We start from the raw sequence: 23,382 nt of genomic DNA, 5'->3' as shown, positions 1-23,382 counted from the left end.
ATTTTTAGTTTTTCTGTAATTTTAAAACTGTATGATTATCAGTGAGCTGAATATGAACTAGGTAAGTTCCCACTTCTAAATTTGTAGTGTTAAGATTTACTTTGTCTTCTCCTTTAAAATGATATATCTCCTTTCCTTGAAGATTAAAAAGAGTACCACTGAATTTACCCGGCTTCGCTATTATAGCTTTGTTTTTTGCAGGATTTGGATAGATGCTGATTGTGTTATTGTTGATGTGATTTTCCACTGAAACTCCTATTGTAGATATTGTTAAAGTATCACTATTTGAAGAACACTTCCCTTGTTGTGAGACTATTGCGGTATAGTCTCCATTTGCTGTAGGTAGAATGCTTTCTTGGTTTGTTTCAATTAAATCTCCTTCGTAATACCAATCGATATTACCTGTAGCAATTACTGTTAAAGAATCACCAACTTGTATTATTTGCGGCGTTTCTGGTTGACATAAATAAACAAGAAATCCGTCAAAGACACCACCAGCGTATGTGTCTGAATGACTATTTCCTTGACCAAAAACAAGACTATTGTTGTCGACGGATCCTGCGACCAAAAGATTGTTTGACAAGACTGAAATACTTGCAATATCCTCATTTGCATTTCCACCTAAATAAGTTCCCCATTGTAAGTTTCCTGATAAATCAAAAGCTTGAACAAAACCATCATAATCAGTACTTATAGTACTTTGATAACTGTTTGGAGTACCAATTTCTTCATCACTTAATGTTTGTCCCCCCACAAAAATAAAATCTTTATTTGTGTTCATTACAGAAATATAATCTGTTGAATTACCACCAGCATAGGTCGCCCAATTCAAATGACCATTTTCGTTAAAGTTAGCGATAAACCCTTGTTCTGGACTTAGTCTTGTTTCTTGATGCACTCCGGGAGTAGCAATTTGATTTGTACTGCTCGTATTACCGGATATAATTATTTCTCCACCTACAGTACTGGCGATTGCGTTTGCTACATCACTATAATCACCACCAAAATAAGTTCCCCAAAGTTTGGTTCCATCTGGATTGAACTTAGCTAAAAAGCCATCCTTAAACCCCGCAAATATTTCTTGATGTGAGCCTGTTGTAGCGATTCCGTTATTTGCATTGGTTCGACCAGTAATGAAAATTTTGTGGTTTAATCGGGTTATTCCTTGTATAGAAGTGTTATTCTCAGCGCCAAAGTATGTTCCGATAAGGTGATTTCCATCTGTGTCAAATAAAGTTATGTGTCCAGCCTCACTTGCAGAAAAGTTTTCTAAATGGACTCCGTTGGTTGCTATGTTGTTCATACTTCTTGTGTGTCCGACCATAAAAATGGTATCATTTTCAACGATCATGTCTGTAACAAAGTCATGGTCATTACCACCGTGATAGGTGCACCAAACTCTATTGCCTAGACTGTCCATTTTTAATAAAAATATATCATCAGCTCCATTGACAGTGGATTGATGTGGATTGGAGGTGACAATTCCCAAGTTACTAAAAGTACATCCAGCGAGATATATGTAACCATTATTTTCAACAATGCTGTAGATGCGTTCTGCTTGAGGCCCACCATAATAACTACTCCATTCAATATCTCCTTCTTGTGTAAATTTTGAGATGAAAATATCTAAATCTCCTTGGTAACTGGACTGAAAAGCTCCGGATGTAGAAATGTTGGAAGAGCTAGTGGTAATCCCTGTTATGTAAATAGAGTTGTCATCTGAAATTGTTGTACTAGTTGTTATATCATATTCAGAACCTCCAATAAAAGTACTCCAAACAAGGTCAGGCAGTGGATCGATTATTAACGTTTGATGGTCTGTGTTTATGTTCGATTTGAAAGATAAACGGTCTTTATCTAAATTGAAATTAATCTTCAACGTTTCTTTATTTTCTCCGATATAGCTAACCGGAATTTGTTCATTGATTTGTCCTAAGTCAGTCAAAATTGACAAATCTTCATTGATAAGCGATAGTTTACCTGCTGATTTAACTTTAATATAGAAGTCTTTTAATTGTCCATCTTTGGATTTATGAATGTTGTATTTGAATTGTCCATCAATTATTAAGAATTCAATATCAAAGTCTGCGGCTATTTCTTTGTAGTATATGCGTTGAAAATACTTTGGTTGAAAGCTTCCTTGTTCGTTAAAATATCGGATGTTGTTTTTAATTTCTCTATCAGAAATGATGTGTTTTGGAGATTGTGGAAATAGAAAATCAATACGTTCAATTTGACATGGAATTTTTGTATTTGATGTTTTCTTCATTTCCTCAATGGCTGCATTATCTTGCTGTAATAACTCATAAGAAAAACCATTTTTACGCAGTGTGATTTGTAGATTTTCTTGTTTAAATTTATAAAGCACATCCGTATTAGGTGTGCGATCAATATTTAATATCTGACCCTCATTTTGTTCAAAGCCATTGTGCGCTAAAACAAACGAAGTCGTCCATAATAAAAGAAAAAATAAAACATTTTTCATAGTAGAAGTTTAGCCAATAAATCGATTGCAGCACTATGCTGAATCATTTAAAGCCTAACGATGCATAAGTTAAGAAGTTGCCTTAATTTCAGTAATAATACTAACGTACAATGAGACGCTGATGCTCACTTTTTGTTTTATTTATCAACCTTAAAAAATAAACACCTTTGTTTAATGTTATGTCGATGTTGTTAACGCTTTGATTTATATGTGTTTGTTTGATTATTTTGCCTGTGCTGTTGGTAATTATTAAAGTAGATGTGCCAAAACCACCCAAGTCGATGCTTACTTTTCCATCACTGGGATTAGGATAAATTTTAAAGCCAAGTTCCTCTTTTGAAATATCTGCATTATTGTTTTGATGAATAACACCAATGCCAGAAAGATCAAACCCACAAGATTCAAAAGGAGTAGGGTATGGGTCGTTGATTTTATTGCCAAATGCATCTAAACTTCCATTTTCATCTATAGCTCCAATTACATCAATGATTTTGACATGTGTAATGGCATCAATATCAAGTTCTGAACTATCTTTTAGATCTTCCAAGTCGAAAGGAGTTCCATAGTTGCCCTTGTATTTGCCTGCTAAATTATGGAGGTAAGCAGGGTCTAACGTGCCAAATCCACCAACCTGTGTAGATGTTTGCGTTTCGGAGTGTGCAGGAAAACGAACAAAGTGCTCACCATCTGAACTAACTTCAACAAGTGCTAATTCTAGAAAAGTATGAGAAAAACTGTTTTCAAATACTGCGAAATCTGCGCCTGGACCATTTTTGATTGGTTGATCAAATGTTAATATTGCTGATCCTCCATCACCTAAAGATACAATGCTGTTGTCTGCTTCACCAATAGCGTTTTCTGAACTTCCTGCACTTGCAAGATTACTTCCATTAATTTCGAATGTAGGGTCGCCCATATTTAGATAGCCTCGTGTTGCTTCTACGCCTGTAGCCCAGGCAATAAGAATCGAGCTATCTACGTGAATAGCGTCTGTTCCTGATTCATTAGCGGCAGGAGGGTAAGATTGAGCTGCTAAACTGAAACTTACAAAACAACTGAGTATTAATAATATTTTATTCATAATGTATAATTTTATTAGGGTTAAGCCCTACGTTAATGCTGTTTGTTAATTGTCCTGATGAATTAAAAAATCGTAAATACCCACTATTGGTGTAATTCATAGCATCTAGACAAATCAATTCATCTGCTTTATAAGGAATCACACCATATAGCGTTGAAATTTCTTGTGAATTAATAAAGTTTGAGCTGATTAAAGATTGATTGTTACAATCAAAAATAGAAACCGAAGAGGCGTTGGTAGAGAAGTTGTAATAACTTATATATAGTTTGTTATTACGTATGTTCATTGATGTTGCCGGTATTTCTAAGTTTTCTACCGTTCGATTATCCAAATTAATGCGTACTAATTCGGAAGGATCACTTTCATAATCACCTCGTTTTATCACATAAATATTTTGATACGCATCAGCTATAACATCTCCAGGGTTCGCTCCAACCCAAAATGTATCCACAACCTCTAAAGTATTCAAATCAATTTCAAAAACCGTAGAGTCTGGATTATCAAAATCAAGACCACCAGAATTAGCAACGAATAACGCATTGTTATTGGCACAAATTCCTTCTGGGTTTCTACCTACTTTTATGCGTTTGTGAACCGATAAACTAGTCGTATCGATTGCCGTTACATAACCGTCAAAACTAGACACAAAAACTTTATCATTATGCGCAGTGATTCGTCGGGGCTCTTGTGCTTGATTGTTATAATTAAAAGGAATTTGTTTTATACTTTTTAAAGTGTTTTTATCAATGACTTCAAGGGTGCTGGATCCTGTTACACAAATATATATTTTACTACCATAGCGTATCATGTCATTTCCAGTGTCTCCAATTGGACGGTCATTAATGGATAGGAAAACATTGTTGGTGATTTCTTTATTTGAGAGGTCCAACCATGATAAACTACTATTATTGTGCTGAAATAGTCCTTCATTAAGAATTAATAATCCATTTTTATAGGAAGAACCTAATTTCGAATCATCATTTTTGTCTTTTTTACATGAAGTAAAAAGAAGAAGTGCAATAAATATGTATTTAATTAAGTCCATAAGCAATCTTTAAAAAGTAATTTCTTCCTGGCATCACATAATATTTGATGAAATTATAAGATGCGTTAGTCAAATTTTTCACACCAACTTGAAGCGTTATCGTATTGTTTTTTGGTAACTCAAAAGCATAACTGGCAGAACAATCTAATGTTAAATAGGATGATAAACGATTTCCAGCAATGTTCTCATTTAAACTGAAACGTTCGCCAATATACAAACTTGAAAAGTGAATATTAAGCAGCTTAAAACGAATGTTCAACATCGCATTGCCAGTCCATTGAGGTGTATAAGCAATTTGATGATTGAATGTAGGCGTGTTCTTATCGCTTATATCCACAGCGTACTGGTAGCTAGCTCCAACTTGAACCCCTGTTTCCCAATCTTTGTTCCAATCATACTGTAGTTTTAGATTTAAGTCACCTCCTAAAATCTTTACTTTTCCGATATTTTGGATAGACCATACAAATAAGTTTTGAGTAGGTAAAGCAAGTATTTTTTCTTTCACTTCATTTTTGAAGGCGTTTCCCATCAGCTGTAAGCTAAGTTTTTTGTATGGTTTGATGTATTTAAAACCTAAATTAACTTGTGAAGACTCTTCTGGTTTTAAACTTTTACTTCCAACTTGAGAATAATATAACTCATTAAAAGAAGGAGCGCGAGAAGAAGGCTTGTACCATGCGAGTAATTGTAAGTTCGTAAAAAGTTCATCACTTGTAAAAATAGATATTTGTGGATGAATTTTTTGGTAATTATTTCGATGCGTTTGCGATTCGTTTTGATCAATAAAATATTGAGAGAAAACTCCGGCACTGATTATAAAATGTTTTGCGCTGTAATTTACTTTCAACATGGAAGTGTTTGAAAGTCGGGTGGGGCGGCCTAGTTCTCTAGAGCTTTCTAAGTGGTCGTATAAAAAGTCATTTCCTGCGTGAAATGCAAAGTTATTAAGACGATACCGTATATGAAAGCCACTTGAAGCTGAATGTGTCAAATATTGGTTGTCAATAAAACCATCGCTATTGAGTGCATTTGGTTCGTAATAATGTAAAAATCGTTGATTGTATTTTGCGAAAGCCTTAAAATTCCATTGTTTTGAAACTAGCCGATAATTGATTTGTGCAGCTGTATTTTTGGTTGTAAGTTCTTCTTCTGCCATATTGTTGTATAGAATTACTGCACCAGGTAATTCTTGTGATATAGAACTAGACTTTATTTTGGATGTTATAAAATGATGGGTGTTTTTCAAACGCCATTTATATCCACCACCAAGGGTAATGTGATAGTCATTCAAAGCGTTATTTCGGCGAATAGCCTCAATCTCTTGTGCTCCAAAATTAATTTGATACGGGTAGTCGCCTGTGTAAGCTCTTACACCTCCTGTAAGACTTACAAAGTATTTATCTCCTCCTTGTTTAATGGATGCAAAAGCTTCTTTTTGACCAAAGCTACCTAAAGTAAAACTTCCTCTTAGGGCGATAGGAGATGTTGAAAATTGTTGATCAAAGGTTTTTAAATGCACAGCACTACTTTTAATTAAACTCGAAACAGGAACAAGTTCATTGTTGTTTTGGTGGCTAACTTCAACGTGCATTAAATTATTAGGACTAATGTTAGCTAGGTTAACTTGTCCATTCTGAGGATTGTTAATAGGAATACCATCAATAACTAATTGGGTGTGTTCTCCGCCTAATCCACGGTGGGAAAGTGTTTTCATCCCTCCAATGGAACCGTAGTTTTTAATAGTTAAACCATTTATAAATTGCAATAAAGTACCTAAATCGTGAGGTGCTAAATGTGATATTTCTGCTGCATCTATTTTACTTTTTTGTGCAGCCTTGAAATGTTTACCTCTTATAGTTACTTCTTCGAAGTTTGTAGTATCACTTTGACTTGAAGAAACAAAAGGAGCAAATAGCACCACAACAAATGTGAAAACTATCAAATGAACTGCGCTATTTGCTCCTAATTTTAACAAACCTAACTATTGAACGATTAATTTCTGTGGGGAAACATTCGACAATGAGGTGTTTTGAATAAAATAGACGCCTGTTTTTAAACCAGAAATGTCTAATGTTGTTTCCTGCGTATGTTTAAAGGTTTTAACTGTTTGACCTTGCATATTAACAATGACATAGTTTCCAGACTGACCATTCTCGATTTTTACGATATGATGCGCAGGATTAGGGTAAACAGCTATTGCATTAGTTTTTTCTTGTACGATACCACTTGTGTTGGTATATACTATGTCGTCAAGCGCAAAGTAAGTTGGTGTATTAATTCCGTATTGACCAACATCAGAGGAGTGAAAATCAAAAGTTAGGTAGTTTACACCTCCAAAATTTGATAAGTCTACATTGGTCCACGTATCGATAAGGTAGTCATCATTGTTATCTGTAAATCTATAATCAGCTAAATAAAAATCTACAGAATCAATTCGTTCATCCATCCCGTTGTGTGCATAAATGCGAACAAAAAAGAAGTCTTCTCCATTTGTTCCATCGGTATCGCCGTTAGCATCTGTTGTGCTTCCAAACGCTTTTGAGAATGAATCTCCATCGCGCATAGATAAATAAGCATAAGTAGTATTGGTTAATTGAATACTCACTAAATCGTTATCTGTGCCAGGAAAATTTAGCGTATCTCCACCATTAAAGATTCCGTATATTTCTGAACCATTGACACCTGATGCAGGATATGCACTGTATTGATTCATGTATCCTGAGGTGGTATTGTCTGTCATGTTAGAATACACAAAACCCGTCCATGAATCATAGGTTGTATTGTATTGATTACCAAAATGTACACCGCCTGATGTAAAGCCACCCGCTTCATCACTTCCATTGTAAAATGTGTCAACTGCGGCAGGTAGACTTAAATCTTCAAAATCAACTGTAGTTTGCGCTTTTAATGTAGTTACAGCAAGTAGCGCACTTGCCAAAAAGTAAAGTTTCTTCATTCTTTTAGTTTTTAAATGAATTAAATAATTAATAAAATGAAGACATCAAATGGTTTATCACCAAAAGAGGAGAAATATCAGAACTGTTTGTTTTAAGTACAGTATATGTGATAAGTCCGACTTTAATCTGAAGTCTTCTTAAACGCATTTTAGATCAGTCTTCTGACTTACTTCTTAACTTTTTCTACCTTCCCAATCGTCGGGTGACGTGTCAGTGGTATTCAGAAAAAGCTTTTAAAGCTTACAGCTGCAGATACAGTTCTTGATTTTCACAAGATTCCTTGATGTGTTATTCGTGCACATCATCTAAAACGTGATACAAATTTAGTTGTATTTTTTGGTTTAACAAACAAAACCTTAAAAACAAAAAAAGGATGTTAGTGAGACATCCTTTATAGTAGTATTAAAAAGCAGTAAGTTTTATTTCAATATTTTTTTCCTTGAGATTAAATTATTGCTTGCATTGGTGAAAACCAAAAATGATACTCCTTGAGTCGTATGTGGAATGTCATTTTCTCCAGTAACAATGTTGAACTCGCCTTGTAATTGGCCAATGTTATTAAAAATACGTATTGTGCCATTTGTTTGTGCAACAATATTCAATTGGTTTTCATTGACCACTACATTAAATTGCTCATTAGTTTCGTCAACAATTGCACTTGTGTTATCAGGAGTTCCTGTGATTTTGAGATATGTAATTCCCGCACATGAAGTAAATCACATTGATATAATTATTGATGCTGTTATATCCATTTCGTATTCAAAAAAATCCCAACGGGATGACATATCCTTAGCCAAGGACTTCCGTCCTTGGGTATGATAATGTATAAGAATAACAATTCCGATCGAGAGGCATAATTGCTTGCAATTATGCCTCTCGATCGGAATTGTAGAGTGGGTTTAGTTTCTCCATGGATGGAGTTACCTCCATCCTTAATATATGCCATCCCGTTGGGATTTGTCAATTCATTTTTTAACAAAATAACGGCATTGAAAAATTAGTTTTTTAATTTACCCACACAAAATCATATAGCACCAATATTGTTTTATAATTTAATTACATACACTTACATGAAGTAAAACCAATCCATAAACTAACAGTTATGTCTAATCACTAAAGATTAGAGTTTGGGGAAACAAACGGATAAGCATTTAACCCGAATTATTCAGCGCATTTCTTGTTTAAAATATCTAAAAAGTTGTTTTTAATATATATAGTCTGTTTTTAAAGACTGTAAGCCTACCCCAAATTTGGGTATCAATTATTTAATGCTTGGATTCTTTTGATTTTATATTTCAATTGTAATTTGATGATATAGAATGCTATTATCATCAAATCACGAATTTCATCTAAAATTAAAAATAATCTCATGAATAATACGGGATAAACCGAACTTGCGGGTTCATGAATACCTTTAACCCGAACTATTGACTTCGTCGAAGTCAATAGTTCGGGTTAAATATTTTAGAAAATGAATAATAAAGCGGGCTAATCAAATACGATTTTTTTAACCAATTGATTGATTTTTAAATAATAAACACCTTTTTCAGTATTTTTTAGTTCAAGTTGCATTTTGTCTGAGGTAAGTACACCTTTTTGTACTAATCTTCCTTGGGCATCAAGAATCTGATACATACTACCAATAGCGTTGGTTTCTGTTTCTATTGTAAACTTGCCGCTTGTTGGGTTGGGGTATAATTTCATTTCATTTTGTTCGTAAATATCTAATGAGACGAAAGATATTTCTTCACATTCTGATGTTTTAGAACACCCATTTTGTGTGATAAACAAAGCATAAAAACCACCCTCATCGGGTGTGAATGAAGCACTTGTTTCTCCGGAAATGATAGCGTTTGAAGAACAATCAATCCATTGATAGTTGACTCCGGTATTGGTATTATTCGCAATTAATGTAGATTCATCTACTGTAACTGAAGCGTCTATTTCTTCTATTATTATCTCTTGTGTTTGAGTAGCAGTGTTCCCACTAGCATCTTCGTACGTCCACGTTACAGTTGTATTGGAAGTAATGGGCAATGTAGCACTGTGTGTACCTGTGATTGCTCCATCACAATTGTCAGTAGCTGTGGGAGCAGTTAAGCTCGTTACTTCGCGTGCATCATTAATGTCGGAAAGAGTAGCTACATCAGCAACCGGAGCAGTCACATCTTCAATTACTACATTTTGCGTTTGCGTAGCAGTATCTCCGCTGGCATCTTCGTATGTCCATGTTACGGTTGTATTGGACGTAATGGGCAATGTAGCACTGTGTGTACCTGTAATTGCTCCATCGCAATTATCAGTAGCTGTGGGAGCAGTTAAACTCGTTACTTCGCATTCATTAGTGACATCTGGTAATGTAGTTACATCAGCTACCGGATTAGTCATATCATCAATTACTACATTTTGCGTTTGAGTAGCAGTGTTTCCACTAGCATCTTCGTACGTCCACGTTACGGTTGTATTGGAAGTAATGGGCAGTGTAGCACTGTGTGTTCCTGTGATTGCTCCATCACAATTGTCAGTAGCTGTGGGAGCAGTTAAGCTCGTTACTTCACACTCATCATTAATGTCGGAAAGAGAAGCTGCATCAGCTACGGGAGCTTGAGTGTCATTTGCTTCTCCAATAGTGATTTGATCCCAATACCCCGTACCATTAATATCAAAATTGTATAAATGAACCTCGCTAATTGCGTTTTGAGAAGAACTTCTAAATGGGAAATCTGAAGATTCAAGAGTACCATTAATATAAATATCAAATGTTTTTGCTGTCCAATCAATATTTTTTAATTCAATAAAATACCAATTGCCGGAAGTTGCAGGATAATCAAAATTTGGAGAACCAAAAGAGGAGTTAATAAATTTGATATTATTTTCATCTCCATGCCAATAGCTAAAGAATACACAATTAGTGGCCGAAACACTTGAATTTCCCATTACTGTATAACTTTCCCTTTGATTCGTATTACTAGTATATATATACCAACTTACTTCTGATGGAGTTGCAGCGGCAAAGGTTGTGCTAAAACCTCTTAGGTGGTTTTCATCCCCACCTGTACCCGTTAAACTATAACTGCCTTGAGGAACGTTCGTTGTAGATACGTCATAAGAATCCAGCGATGACCCAACGGACCATGTGGGAGAATAAGCACCAGATTCAAAATCATCATAAAAATGACTACATTGCGATAAGAGACTTCCTGATGCAAAAAACAAGTAAGTCAAAATAGGCAAAGCAACTAACGAAAACGAATTCGTGCTAAGCTTTCTAAAAGTTTGTAAAGTATTCATAATTGTTTTGTTTTAAAATTTTCAACTAAACTAAAAAAAAAATAAATGCCATTTATGTTTTTTTAGTTTAGTTGTATTTTTTGGTTTAACAAACAAAACCTTAAAAACAAAAAAAGGATGTTAGTGAGACATCCTTTATAGTAGTATTGAAAAGCAGTAAATTTTATTTCAATATTTTTTTCCTTGAGATTAAATTATTGCTTGCATTGGTGAAAACCAAAAATGATACTCCTTGAGTCGTATGTGGAATGTCATTTTCTCCAGTAACAATGTTGAACTCGCCTTGTAATTGGCCAATGTTATTAAAAATACGTATTGTGCCATTTGTTTGTGCAACAATATTCAATTGGTTTTCATTGACCACTATATTAAATTGCTCATTAGTTTCGTCAACAATTGCACTTGTGTTATCAGGAGTTCCTGTGATTTTGAGATATGTAATTCCTGCATTCATACTTGAGCCGTAAATCCTCATCTCGTTTAGTGTAACAGCATTGCTATTATTGAAAGAAACAATCTTTTGATTCGTGCCACCTGTTGCATCTGAGATGTTGTTAGCTATGGTCAAGTTATTGTTGGGTCCATTTAGATCTAAATCAAATGATAGGGTGGTTGACTGAGAGAAATGCAACTCCACTTCTAGATTCGTATAAGCTGTAGTGTTTGAAATAGACAAAATTGCGTCATTACTAGCAAGCACATTTACTTGGTTAGTGTTAGCAAAACCTCCACCTGATATCGTCCAGTCAGCCACAACAAATTCATTATTGGCACCATCTTGCTCTAAAATGGTTGTTTGTGCATTAATCGCACCTAAAGGAAGTATCGCAGCAAAACATACTGCAGCAACATTTTGTAAAATTTGTTTCATAAATTATAGTTTTAAAATTTTCAACTAAACTAAAAAAAAATAAACACCATTTATGTTTTTTTGTGCACTTGTTTAAACTAGATATGCGTTTCCTTTGTAGTTTTACAACAAAAATAATAAAATTTAAAACCGTGAAAAGTTCATATATGAAAGATAAAGTTTTGATGTTTAGTTTGTTTAGTATTTTGTTTTTCGTTTGTGCTTGCACCCAAGAGAAAAAGGAAGAGTTTGCCTCAATTAACGATTTGGCGCAAAATGATACCCTAAAAAATGAGTACGCTGAATCTTTTCGCATTATGTACACGCAAAACGGAGTTCAAATTGATGTTATAGATCCAACCACACAAGCAGTTATAAAAACTTATGATGTTGATAAAGAAGTGAGACCATCCTACAACAGTTTTACCCATCAATTAAACCGTATCGTTACACTTTCAACCACCCAAATTGGTATGCTAAGAAAACTAGGGTTAGAAACAAACATTATAGGCGTAGCTAATCACAAACACTTGTGTCACCCTATGAGCAAGTCTAGTGTAATGGAAGTTGGAGAAATAGGGATGACAGACGCAGAAGCGTTTCTATTGGCGAAGCCAGACGTAATCTTGTATTCAGGATTTAACTTAAATGCACCAATTTTAAACAAATTCGAACAAGCTGGGTTAAAAACTTTCTTAATGTATGAATGGAAAGAAACACATCCTTTAGGTAGAGCAGAGTGGATAAAAGTGTTGGGTGCTTTGTTTCAGAGGCAAAAAGAAGCCAAGGCCATTTTTGAACAAATAAAATTGGAATATGCCCAAACAACAAAAGCTTTAACAAAGGCAGAAAAGCAACCTACCGTCTTTGCTGGAACCTATTTTGGAGATGTATTTAATGTTCCTGCAGGAAATAGTTATATGGCCCAACTATTGAAAGATGCCAATGTAAATTATGTGTATAAAAACACAGATGGAACAGGGAGTTTAAGTCTATCTCTTGAAGAACTTTTGACCAGTAATAAAGATACAGAGTTTTGGTTGAACGCAAATGCTCAATCTAAAGAAGACTTGCTCAATCAAAATCAAAAGTTTGAAATGTTGAAATCTTTTAAAATGGGTAAATTATACTCATACGCTAAGAAAACCAATTGTTTTTGGGAGAATTCTTCAATAGAACCACATAAAGTATTACAAGACCTAGGTAAAATTTTTCATCCATATCTTTATGATGATTTAACCAAGCAATACTATAGTTTAATAACTTCAGAATAACTCTTTTTTATCTTTTTTTGATAAAGAGCTGTGTTTTTTGATTCGGCTTGATACCTTTGCTTCGAAATGAAAACATTAAATAAATCCTATTGGAGAAGAAGTGGCTTGTTATTTATACTGCTGTTACTGCTTGTGCTTTATGATCTTACATTAGGTAGTTTCCCTATTGCGTTAAAAGATGTTTTTAAAGGTTTGTTTAGCACAAATCCAGATGCTACAGCGGAATTGACTTTGCGGGTGTTTCGTTTTCCACGTGTAGTTACGGCTGTTATAGCTGGTGCTACATTGTCGTTATCGGGACTCCTTATGCAAACTTTATTTCAAAATCCATTAGCAGGACCTTATGTGTTGGGAATAAATTCAGGAGCATCCTTAATGGTTGCCCTGAGTACAATGTCTTCCTTCTTTCTTTTTGGTTCAGACTTAGGATTGATTGGAGCAGCCATATTAGGAGCGTTTATCGCTGGGTTACTAATTTTGTTGAGTTCCTTATATGTAAAAAACAAAGTTTCTCTTTTGCTAGTAGGAATTATGCTAGGCAGTTTTTCTGGCGCCTTAATCAATGTTGTTCAAGCTTATGCCGATCCTAATAACTTAAAACAATTTATGTTATGGAGTTTCGGATCACTGCAAAGCGTTGAGTATAATCAATTGTGGATTTTAACGCTTTTTGCTACAGCTGGAATAGTATTGACATTGCTTATAGTAAAGCCGTTAAATTTGTTAATTCTAGGTGATAGAAACGCTTCGTTATTAGGTGTGAATATCAAGCAAATTCGTGTTGTAATAGTGCTCATCACCGCTGTTTTAACAGGAGTTGTTACTGCTTTTTGTGGTCCTATAGCTTTTGTAGGACTGGTTGTTCCCAACATTATTAAATTAATATATAAAACAACCAATCATTATCACCTAGTTATTGGATGTATATTAGGAGGTGCGTTATTAATTGTCGTTTGTGATATTGTAATGCAGTTATTATCCCCTTTTTTAAACCTGCCTCTCAATGCGTTAACTGCCTTGATAGGAGCTCCGATTGTTTTGTGGATCATAATTAGAAAGTTTTGATGTTAAGATTTAGTCAATTAAATATCGGCTTCACTAAAGGACAAAGACAAGATCCGAAAGTGCTTTTTACGTCAGGAGAATTGTCCTTTCAAGCTGGAGATTTTGTAGCTCTAATCGGACCAAATGGTTCAGGAAAAACAACGCTATTCAATACAATTTTAGACCATCAACCTTTGTTATCAGGAAACCTCTTTTTTAATGAAAAAGATTGGAAAACTTTGAGTAGGAAGGAAAAAGTAAAAACGGTAAGCTTTGTTCCTTCAAAATTTAATGGAGTTCAACATTTATCCGTGAAAGAACTCATAGCTATGGGGCGCGCGCCTCATGCAAACTTGCTAAATCAGTTTTCTCAAAAAGACCACCAAGTGGTAGCTAAAGTAATGGAAGAGCTTGATCTTACACAATTTGCCGAAAAAGACACTCTGTATTTAAGTGATGGCGAACGACAGATAGCAATGATTGGAAAAGCGCTTGCCCAAGAAACCCGCATTATAATTTTAGATGAACCTACTGCCTTTCTTGATTACAACAACCGAAGAAAAGTATTGAAAATTTTACAAAAAGTGGCACGCAAAAACAAGCAACTCATTTTTATCTCCTCTCATGATTTAGAATTGTGTTTCGAATATTGCAATAGAGTAGTAGGGATAGATCAAAAACAAAAAGAGATGTGTGACTTTTTTGAACCCTTCCACAAAGAAGATATTATTTCTAAAATTTTTTAGGCTAAACCTTGATTAAAGGGGCTTAGTTTTTGGGCGTGCCCCATTCATTTGTCATTTTATTTCATGCCATTCCATTTCAATGGGTCAGGCTATTCGCTATATCTCTGAGGAAACCGTCAGAGGATGCCGCTGCTATCCTTCACGCGAAACAAACATTGCTGCTCACATTTATCTCAGGGTTTTTGAAACAGTCTGCTTTTATTATCATCACTATTTATCGAAGGTAAAGATTGTGTTCTTTTACAACTTTCGAATAATTGGGTTGTTGTTAATTTTTAACTTTTGTATTTTTTGTAGTTATTGTTTATTTAAACCTCCAATTTAAAATACATATTCTATTTACTTTTAAACTGACAATTTTCATCCTATCTTTGTATTCAAAGTAAATATAATGAAGTACAATTTAAGTGAAATTAATGCGCTCATTAAAGACCGTAGAACGATTTATCCTGAATTTTTTAGCGATAGAAAAGTGCATCGAGAGCAAGTTGAATTATTGTTAAACAATGCAATTTGGGCGCCTTCGCATGGAATGACTCAACCTTGGAGGTTTAAAATCTTTATGGATGAAGGCAAAACAAGATTAGGTGAGTTTTTGCGAGATATGTACATTGAAAAAACACCAAAAGATGAGGTGAACGAAATAAAATTAGGTCGTATGACGAATCGACCAGCAAAGGCATCAGCGGTTATCGCGATATGCATGGAGCGTCAGCCATCTGAACAAATTCCGGAAATAGAAGAAATAGAAGCTGTAGCCTGTGCCGTTCAGAATATGCATCTAACAGCAACAGCGTATGGCTTGGGTGGGTTTTGGTCTTCACCAAAGTTGATTTATACCGACGAAATGAAAAACTTTCTAGATATTGGTGAAAAAGACCGTTGTTTAGGACTGTTTTATATCGGTTACCCAGGCGAAGAATGGCCAAAAGGTCAGCGTAAACCAATAGAATATGTAACAGAATGGATTCAAAAGTAGAGAATATCATTGATTTAGGATTGGTGAATTATGTTCGCCATCCTTCGAATCCCAACTATGTGGTATTTCGTTTTGCTGTCAAAAAGAAAGCAGATGATTTCGAGCAAACGCTAAAATCAAAGAAGATTTGGTTCGAAAAAGGAGAAGAGAATACCCGTGGAAAAACATACATACTTTTTGGTATACACAACAGAGACCATTCAGCAGTAGAAAGAATTAATTTTCAGGTTGAAGGAAGAAATAGAAATTTTCTTATCCGCAATAAATTTTTACGCTGGTCGTTACTTCTTTTTTCTATTGGTGTTATGACACTTGCAGTCGTAGGTTATTGTACAAGCCCTACCTTAGAAGATAAAATGGAGGAATTTCAAAAAGTAAAGGAGTGATTTTGAAAATTTACATCAGTGTTTTATTACTGTTTATTTCCTGTGTGTCATATACACAGTCCTATCGGGCTAAACCAGAAAATTTTTTCGGATTACAATTTAAACCCTTAATTCCCTTTGGTATTGTAGGAGATAAACCATTTGATTTAAAAATCGATAATTTCGAATCCACGGTTAAACCAATTATGGGCTATTCTTATGGTGGAATTGTAAGAGTTGGTCTCACAGAACTTTTAGCGCTAGAAACAGGGATTAATTATACCAAAAGAAACTTCAGAGCAGAATACACCGTGGCGGATTCCAATGTTACAGCAGTCGACGAAATTGGCTATGTTAGTTTTGATATCCCTGTTAATTTTTTAGTCTATATCAAACTTGGACAAGAATTTTATATGAACGTGAGTGGAGGAGCTTCTGTAAATTTTAACCCCTCAAATGTACGATCTCTTGTGAATCCTAAAAGTCAATACCTTTTTGTTTTCGAAGGTCTTCGCTATAGTTTTTTTGATTTTCATGCCAATGCAAACGTTGGTTTTGAATATAGAACACGAAAAAATGGAACGTTTTATCTAGGGATATCAGGAAGAATTCCATTCAAGCCCATCATACAAATCGCAACGGCTTATCAGTTTGATACCCATAAAGTAGTTTCCAAAGGAGATATTGATGGCGCTACTTTTGCTTTTAATCTCAAATATTTCTTTCACAATAATAAAACCAAAAAGGCCCTCAATTTGAAGGAGGACCTATAGAGCAGTGATTGTTTAACCCGAGTTCTAAGAGAGAGGTTTAAGCTTTTTATGTTTTTATTTTAGTATTGTGAATTACAAGGTGGCAGTTTCTAATGGTGTGTTACACAAAAAACTAAATCCTATACCACCACTTGCTCCTCAACCAATTCAGCAAACATCAACCCATCTTTGTCAATAGATAAATACTTCACTGTTTGAAGTTTGTTCTCCAGACTTTCATCGTATGGATGTTTAACTTTTATGTAGTTTTCAGTAAAACCATTTATGTATCCATTATCGTTCTGACTTTCCCAAAGCACAGTTCCAGTTTTGCCCACCTGAGACTCATAAAAAGCGCGTTTCTTTTTCTCTGATAAAATACGCAGCATTTTACTTCTTTCTTTTCTGACATGCATTGGAACCACATCTCCCATTTTGTTGGCAGTTGTATTTGCTCTTTCAGAATAGGTGAAAACATGCAAATAAGAAATATTCAATTCATTTAAGTAGTTGTATGTTTCCATAAAAGCCTCTTCTGTTTCTCCAGGGAAACCAACAATAACGTCAACGCCAATACAAGCGTCTGGAGCTATACTTTTAATTTGCTCAACACGATTGGTATAAGTAGCGCTTAAATATTTACGACGCATTTTCTTTAAAAGTTCATCAGATCCAGATTGTAAAGGAATGTGGAAATGAGGAACAAAGTGCGCTGAATCTTTTAAGCAAAAATCGATGATTTCATTACTTAACAAGTTCGGTTCAATAGATGAAATTCTAAATCGCTCTATACCCTTTACTTTGTCCAGTTCTTTTATAAGTCCAAAGAAATCTTCTTCTTCACCTTGACCAAAATCACCAATATTTACACCCGTAAGCACAATTTCTTTTACTTCAGTTGCAGCAACTTTTTCTGCTTCATGAACTGTTTCAGCAATAGTAGAGTTTCTACTTTTCCCTCTTGCCAATGGAATAGTACAAAACGTACAGAAATAATCACAACCATCTTGTATCTTTAAGAAAGATCTTGTTCTATCACCATAAGAGAAAGAAGGTTTGAAATCTTCTACTTGTTTGATTTTTCCGTAAGCTACAGTTACCTCTTCTGTAGAATCGAGTTGTTCAATATGATTTACAATATCGAACTTTTCATTTGCTCCTAAAACCATGTTTACACCATATATTTGTGCAATTTCTTCTGGTTTCAATTGAGCGTAACATCCAATAATTACAATAAAGCTCTCAGGATTAACCTTTTTTGCCTTTTTAACCAATTGAACACATTTCTTATCTGCATTTTCTGTAACAGAACAAGTGTTGATCACAAAAATATCTGGCGTGTCATCAAAACTGACTTTTGCATAACCCGCGTCTTCAAAGCTACGTGCAATAGTACTGGTCTCTGAAAAATTCAGCTTACAACCTAGTGTATAAAATGCTACTTTTTTATATTGAATCATAATAAGCGCAAAATTAAGAAAAACCAATCAAATGACTGAACTTTATATTCTGCCTTTGTGAATAATGTAGGTATTTTTTGATGAATTATTTCATTATTCATTTTCTGATTGTAAATCGGAAAGAATATCCTTCTATAAGTTAAACGCTTAATGTTTTATGAAAAAGCAGATATTAAAAATGTTTTTAGTTTCTAATTCTAAAAGAACTAAACCCTTTAACTAATTAAAAGATCTATATCTAATTTTAAACTGATTTTATAATTTATACCTTATATATAGTCCCGTTTTTTTCATTTAAGTATTAAATATTCAAAGCGATAAAAAAAACGAAAAAAATATTTTATGTTTAACTTGTGGGTTTGTAGTGAGTTAAGTGCAAGGCAGTGAAATAAAACAAAAAAACTTTTGCAAAGTCCTTGCAGAAGTAAAAAAGCTCAGTATCTTTGCACCCCGCAAACGAGCGATATAATTATTGAAAACATAGATTTAAAGCTTTATTAAGACCTTGCTAAAAAATAATTAAAATTTATTTAGAAAAGTCTTGTTAATTAAAATAAAGGCTGTAACTTTGCGCCCCGCTAACGAGCGAAATTTTACTTCTCTTTAAGTTTAGGAAATAAAAAAATATTTTTTTTCAGATAAAGCTTGCGGGTTAAAAATAATTACTAATTTTGCACTCCCTTTAACGAACGAGTTTATGGGTTTTAAGAAATTGGAGTTAATATGTTATTTGTTTAACGATTAACAACAGATAAGTTCTTTGATAGATTGAGAAATAAGGAAAATAGCGATAATTAAACGAAATCGAGCCACAACAAAATTCAAAGTTTTTTACAACGGAGAGTTTGATCCTGGCTCAGGATGAACGCTAGCGGCAGGCCTAACACATGCAAGTCGCGGGGTAACATTGGTGCTTGCATCAGATGACGACCGGCGCACGGGTGAGTAACGCGTATGCAACCTGCCTTCTACAGGAGGATAGCCCGGAGAAATCCGGATTAATACTCCATACGATTGTCTTCACACAAGTGATAACAAAGAAAGCTACGGCGGTAGAAGATGGGCATGCGTCCTATTAGTTAGTTGGTAAGGTAACGGCTTACCAAGACAGCGATAGGTAGGGGGCCTGAGAGGGTGAACCCCCACACTGGTACTGAGACACGGACCAGACTCCTACGGGAGGCAGCAGTGAGGAATATTGGACAATGGAGGCAACTCTGATCCAGCCATGCCGCGTGCAGGAAGAATGCCCTATGGGTTGTAAACTGCTTTTATTTAGGAAGAAACCCCCTAACGAGTTAGGGGCTGACGGTACTAAACGAATAAGGACCGGCTAACTCCGTGCCAGCAGCCGCGGTAATACGGAGGGTCCAAGCGTTATCCGGAATCATTGGGTTTAAAGGGTCCGCAGGCGGACTATTAAGTCAGTGGTGAAATCTCTTGGCTTAACCAAGAACTTGCCATTGAAACTATTAGTCTTGAATTCGGTCGAAGTGGGCGGAATGTGTCATGTAGCGGTGAAATGCATAGATATGACACAGAACACCGATAGCGAAGGCAGCTCACTAGGCCTGAATTGACGCTCAGGGACGAAAGCGTGGGGAGCGAACAGGATTAGATACCCTGGTAGTCCACGCCGTAAACGATCATTACTCGATATCAGCGATATACAGTTGGTGTCTAAGCGAAAGTGATAAGTAATGCACCTGGGGAGTACGATCGCAAGGTTGAAACTCAAAGGAATTGACGGGGGCCCGCACAAGCGGTGGAGCATGTGGTTTAATTCGATGATACGCGAGGAACCTTACCAGGGCTTAAATGCATAATGACAGGAGTGGAAACACTTTTTTCTTCGGACATTTTGCAAGGTGCTGCATGGCTGTCGTCAGCTCGTGCCGTGAGGTGTTGGGTTAAGTCCCGCAACGAGCGCAACCCCTATCTTTAGTTGCTAGCAGGTAATGCTGAGGACTCTAGAGAAACTGCCAGCGCAAGCTGAGAGGAAGGCGGGGACGACGTCAAGTCATCACGGCCCTTACGTCCTGGGCTACACACGTGCTACAATGGTCGGTACAGAGGGCAGCTACCAAGTGATTGGATGCTAATCTCGAAAGCCGATCTCAGTTCGGATTGGAGTCTGCAACTCGACTCCATGAAGCTGGAATCGCTAGTAATCGCGCATCAGCCATGGCGCGGTGAATACGTTCCCGGGCCTTGTACACACCGCCCGTCAAGCCATGGAAGCTGGGGGTACCTGAAGTCGGTAACCGCAAGGAGCTGCCTAGGGTAAAACTGGTAACTGGGGCTAAGTCGTAACAAGGTAGCCGTACCGGAAGGTGCGGCTGGAACATCTCCTTTCTAGAGGGCAACGATTTGTTTAGTTGCTATTTTCCTATTCTTAATCATACAATATCTCTCCCAAAGGTGGAGCAAGCAAATGAGGGGGGATTATTCATTTAGTCCCGTAGCTCAGTTGGTTAGAGCACTACACTGATAATGTAGGGGTCAGCAGTTCAAATCTGCTCGGGACTACACAATCAGAGTGTTATTGAAAGTAACATAGTTGAATGCTTAAAGTGAAGATTTGGAACTGAACTTTAAACTTGCCAACTTAAGAACTTGAAATCTCACCCAATTACATGGGGGATTAGCTCAGCTGGCTAGAGCGCCTGCCTTGCACGCAGGAGGTCATCGGTTCGACTCCGATATTCTCCACATTTTTCATTAAACGAAATGAAAAAAGGAAGAAAAGATATTGTATTACTTACTTTATGGTTTGTTACATTGAATTGTAATAAATGATCATATAAGTTCTTTGAAATGTTGGAATTGATTGAAATAGTAATAGAATAAAGAAAACTAATAAGTTACTAAGGGCACACAGGGAATGCCTTGGATTTGAGAGGCGATGAAAGACGTGATAAGCTGCGATAAGCTACGGGGAGAAGCACACATTTTGTGATCCGTAGATTTCTGAATGGGGCAACCCGTCTGGTTGAAGACCAGTCATCCCGATTTATCGGGAAGCTAACCTGGAGAACTGAAACATCTAAGTACCCAGAGGAAGAGAAAACAATAGTGATTTTGGTAGTAGCGGCGAGCGAAACTGAAGTAGCCCAAACCGGAGTTGTTTCGGCAACTTCGGGGTTGTAGGACTACAATATGGACTTATATATTATAATCGAGACGAGTTGGAAAGCTCAACCAAAGAGGGTGATAGTCCCGTAGATGAAATAATATGTATACCTAGTAGTATCCTGAGTAGGGCGGGACATGTGAAATCCTGTCTGAATCTAGCAGAACCATCTGTTAAGGCTAAATACTCCTCAAATACCGATAGCGAACCAGTACCGTGAGGGAAAGGTGAAAAGAACCCTGAATAAGGGAGTGAAAAAGATCCTGAAACTGTGTGCCTACAAGCGGTCGGAGCCTACGGGTGACGGCGTGCCTTTTGCATAATGATCCTACGAGTTACTCCTCACTAGCGAGATTAAGGTTTTCAGAACCGTAGTCGAAGCGAAAGCAAGTCTTAATAGGGCGTTTTAGTTAGTGGGGGTAGACGCGAAACCTTGTGATCTACCCATGGTCAGGTTGAAGTTCCAGTAACATGGAATGGAGGACCGAACTGATATACGCTGAAAAGTATTCAGATGAACTGTGGGTAGGGGTGAAAGGCCAATCAAACTAGGAAATAGCTCGTACTCCCCGAAATGCATTTAGGTGCAGCGTTCAGGTAGAGTCTTATAGAGGTAGAGCTACTGATTGGGCTAGGGGGCTTCACCGCCTACCAAACCCAGACAAACTCCGAATGCTATTAAGATATACTGAGCAGTGAGGGCATGGGTGCTAAGGTCCATGTCCGAGAGGGAAAGAACCCAGACCATCAGCTAAGGTCCCAAAATATACGCTAAGTTGAATTAACGTTGTTTGATTGCTTAGACAGCTAGGATGTTGGCTTGGAAGCAGCCATTCATTTAAAGAGTGCGTAACAGCTCACTAGTCGAGCGATCGAGCGTGGATAATAATCGGGCATAAGCGTATTACCGAAGCTGTGGATTTTCTAATTAATTTTAGAGAGTGGTAGGGGAGCATTCTATATGCGTTGAATGTGTGCTTTGAGGCATGCTGGAGCGTATAGAAAAGCAAATGTAGGAATAAGTAACGATAAAGCAGGCGAGAAACCTGCTCACCGATAGACTAAGGTTTCCTGAGCGACGCTAATCGTCTCAGGGTTAGTCGGGACCTAACGCGAACCCGAGAGGGGTAGTGGATGGATAATGGGTTAATATTCCCATACTAATTGTAATTGCGATGGGGTGACGGAGTGATGAAAGATCTGCGAACTGACGGAATAGTTCGTTAAAGCGTGTAGCTATATTGTGTATAGGCAAATCCGTACATAATGGCCAATGTGATAGTACCACAAGTCTACGGATGAGTGGATAATGATCCTAAGTGCTTCCAAGAAAACCCTCTAAGCTTCAGATTACAATTACTCGTACCGTAAACCGACACAGGTAGTCAAGGAGAGAATCCTAAGGTGCTCGAGTGAATCATGGCTAAGGAACTAGGCAAAATGGTCTCGTAACTTCGGGAGAAGAGACGCCCCCGAGCAATCGGGGGCCGCAGTGAATAGGCCCAGGCGACTGTTTATCAAAAACACATGGCTTTGCGAAAACGAAAGTTGAAGTATAAGGCCTGACACCTGCCCGGTGCCGGAAGGTTAAGAGGAGATGTCACCCCGAGTAATCGGGGGAAGCATTGAATTGAAGCCCCGGTAAACGGCGGCCGTAACTATAACGGTCCTAAGGTAGCGAAATTCCTTGTCGGGTAAGTTCCGACCTGCACGAATGGTGCAACGATCTGGGCACTGTCTCAGCCATGAGCTCGGTGAAATTGTAGTATCGGTGAAGATGCCGATTACCCGCAACGGGACGGAAAGACCCCGTGAACCTTTACTATAGCTTCACATTGATATTGGACACTTTATGTGTAGGATAGGTGGGAGACTTTGATCGTGCGTCGCTAGGCGTATGTTAGTCGTTGTTGAAATACC

Annotated in this window: 14 protein-coding genes, 2 tRNA genes, 2 rRNA genes and 1 riboswitch; of the genes, 10 read left to right on the top strand and 8 right to left on the bottom strand. The window is 36.6% G+C overall.

The window, feature by feature from the left end; translation table 11 throughout:
• Positions 1–4 precede the first annotated feature (4 nt).
• The 7 genes from CW751_RS04405 to CW751_RS04370 all read right to left on the bottom strand — a co-directional run bounded on the left by CW751_RS04405 (position 5) and on the right by CW751_RS04370 (position 11,730).
• The gene (locus tag CW751_RS04405; protein WP_101333787.1) at positions 5–2,485 is read right to left on the bottom strand and encodes a T9SS type A sorting domain-containing protein; all 2,481 of its coding nucleotides are present in this window, start codon (positions 2,483–2,485) and stop codon (positions 5–7) included.
• Between the two features lie 100 nt (positions 2,486–2,585).
• Complete coding sequence (locus CW751_RS04400; protein ID WP_101333786.1) at positions 2,586–3,566, bottom strand: T9SS type A sorting domain-containing protein; 981 nt, start codon at positions 3,564–3,566, stop codon at positions 2,586–2,588.
• Positions 3,559–4,611, bottom strand: coding sequence for a YncE family protein (locus CW751_RS04395; RefSeq protein WP_101333785.1), 1,053 nt, complete (start codon positions 4,609–4,611; stop codon positions 3,559–3,561). Before CW751_RS04395 ends, CW751_RS04400 begins: the two co-directional genes overlap by 8 nt.
• Positions 4,598–6,586 carry a TonB-dependent receptor plug domain-containing protein gene (locus CW751_RS04390; RefSeq protein ID WP_101333784.1) on the bottom strand — a complete coding sequence of 663 codons (1,989 nt, stop codon included), beginning with the start codon at positions 6,584–6,586 and terminating at the stop codon, positions 4,598–4,600. The genes CW751_RS04395 and CW751_RS04390 overlap by 14 nt, the downstream gene beginning before the upstream one ends.
• Positions 6,587–6,592: 6 nt before the next feature.
• Positions 6,593–7,567 (bottom strand): DUF4465 domain-containing protein, encoded by a 975-nt coding sequence (locus tag CW751_RS04385; RefSeq protein WP_101333783.1) that lies wholly within the window; start codon positions 7,565–7,567, stop codon positions 6,593–6,595.
• A 135-nt stretch (positions 7,568–7,702) separates the two neighbouring features.
• Positions 7,703–7,892, bottom strand: a riboswitch (cobalamin riboswitch).
• Positions 7,893–9,056: 1,164 nt separating this feature from the next.
• Positions 9,057–10,859, bottom strand: coding sequence for an HYR-like domain-containing protein (locus CW751_RS04375; protein WP_101333781.1), 1,803 nt, complete (start codon positions 10,857–10,859; stop codon positions 9,057–9,059).
• 163 nt (positions 10,860–11,022) lie between these two features.
• Positions 11,023–11,730 carry a hypothetical protein gene (locus CW751_RS04370; protein WP_101333780.1) on the bottom strand — a complete coding sequence of 236 codons (708 nt, stop codon included), beginning with the start codon at positions 11,728–11,730 and terminating at the stop codon, positions 11,023–11,025.
• Positions 11,731–11,876: 146 nt separating this feature from the next.
• Between CW751_RS04370 and CW751_RS04365 the strand changes: the two genes are divergently transcribed.
• The 6 genes from CW751_RS04365 (at position 11,877) to CW751_RS04340 (ending at position 16,890) form a co-directional block, all read left to right on the top strand.
• Positions 11,877–12,983: an ABC transporter substrate-binding protein gene (locus tag CW751_RS04365; RefSeq protein WP_165779217.1), complete on the top strand. Its 1,107-nt coding sequence runs from the start codon at positions 11,877–11,879 to the stop codon at positions 12,981–12,983.
• Positions 12,984–13,049: 66 nt separating this feature from the next.
• Positions 13,050–14,048 carry a FecCD family ABC transporter permease gene (locus CW751_RS04360; protein WP_101333778.1) on the top strand — a complete coding sequence of 333 codons (999 nt, stop codon included), beginning with the start codon at positions 13,050–13,052 and terminating at the stop codon, positions 14,046–14,048.
• Positions 14,048–14,773 carry an ABC transporter ATP-binding protein gene (locus CW751_RS04355; protein WP_101333777.1) on the top strand — a complete coding sequence of 242 codons (726 nt, stop codon included), beginning with the start codon at positions 14,048–14,050 and terminating at the stop codon, positions 14,771–14,773. The genes CW751_RS04360 and CW751_RS04355 overlap by 1 nt, the downstream gene beginning before the upstream one ends.
• 391 nt (positions 14,774–15,164) lie before the next feature.
• Positions 15,165–15,752 carry a nitroreductase family protein gene (locus CW751_RS04350; protein WP_101333776.1) on the top strand — a complete coding sequence of 196 codons (588 nt, stop codon included), beginning with the start codon at positions 15,165–15,167 and terminating at the stop codon, positions 15,750–15,752.
• Positions 15,737–16,138, top strand: coding sequence for a hypothetical protein (locus CW751_RS04345; RefSeq protein WP_101333775.1), 402 nt, complete (start codon positions 15,737–15,739; stop codon positions 16,136–16,138). The genes CW751_RS04350 and CW751_RS04345 overlap by 16 nt, the downstream gene beginning before the upstream one ends.
• A complete protein-coding gene (locus CW751_RS04340; protein WP_133122121.1) occupies positions 16,135–16,890 on the top strand; it encodes an outer membrane beta-barrel protein in 756 nt (251 codons plus the stop codon). The genes CW751_RS04345 and CW751_RS04340 overlap by 4 nt, the downstream gene beginning before the upstream one ends.
• Before the next feature lie 119 nt (positions 16,891–17,009).
• Here the strand turns inward: CW751_RS04340 and mtaB are convergent, their stop codons facing one another.
• Positions 17,010–18,329: a tRNA (N(6)-L-threonylcarbamoyladenosine(37)-C(2))-methylthiotransferase MtaB gene (gene mtaB / locus CW751_RS04335; protein ID WP_101333773.1), complete on the bottom strand. Its 1,320-nt coding sequence runs from the start codon at positions 18,327–18,329 to the stop codon at positions 17,010–17,012.
• Between the two features lie 833 nt (positions 18,330–19,162).
• On the opposite strand from mtaB, the gene CW751_RS04330 reads away from it, so the two are divergent.
• From CW751_RS04330 to CW751_RS04315, 4 genes are all read left to right on the top strand, one after another.
• Positions 19,163–20,684, top strand: a 16S ribosomal RNA gene (locus CW751_RS04330).
• A gap of 100 nt (positions 20,685–20,784) precedes the next feature.
• A tRNA-Ile gene (locus CW751_RS04325) sits at positions 20,785–20,858 on the top strand.
• Positions 20,859–20,967: 109 nt separating this feature from the next.
• Positions 20,968–21,041 (top strand) — tRNA-Ala (locus CW751_RS04320).
• 145 nt (positions 21,042–21,186) lie between these two features.
• Positions 21,187–23,382 (top strand): 23S ribosomal RNA (locus tag CW751_RS04315); the annotation flags it as partial.

The organism is Brumimicrobium salinarum (genome assembly GCF_002844555.1).
GTDB lineage: Bacteria > Bacteroidota > Bacteroidia > Flavobacteriales_D > Crocinitomicaceae > Brumimicrobium > Brumimicrobium salinarum.
Note: the sequence above shows the minus strand (reverse complement) of the source record. Positions and strands in the feature narration are given on the sequence as shown.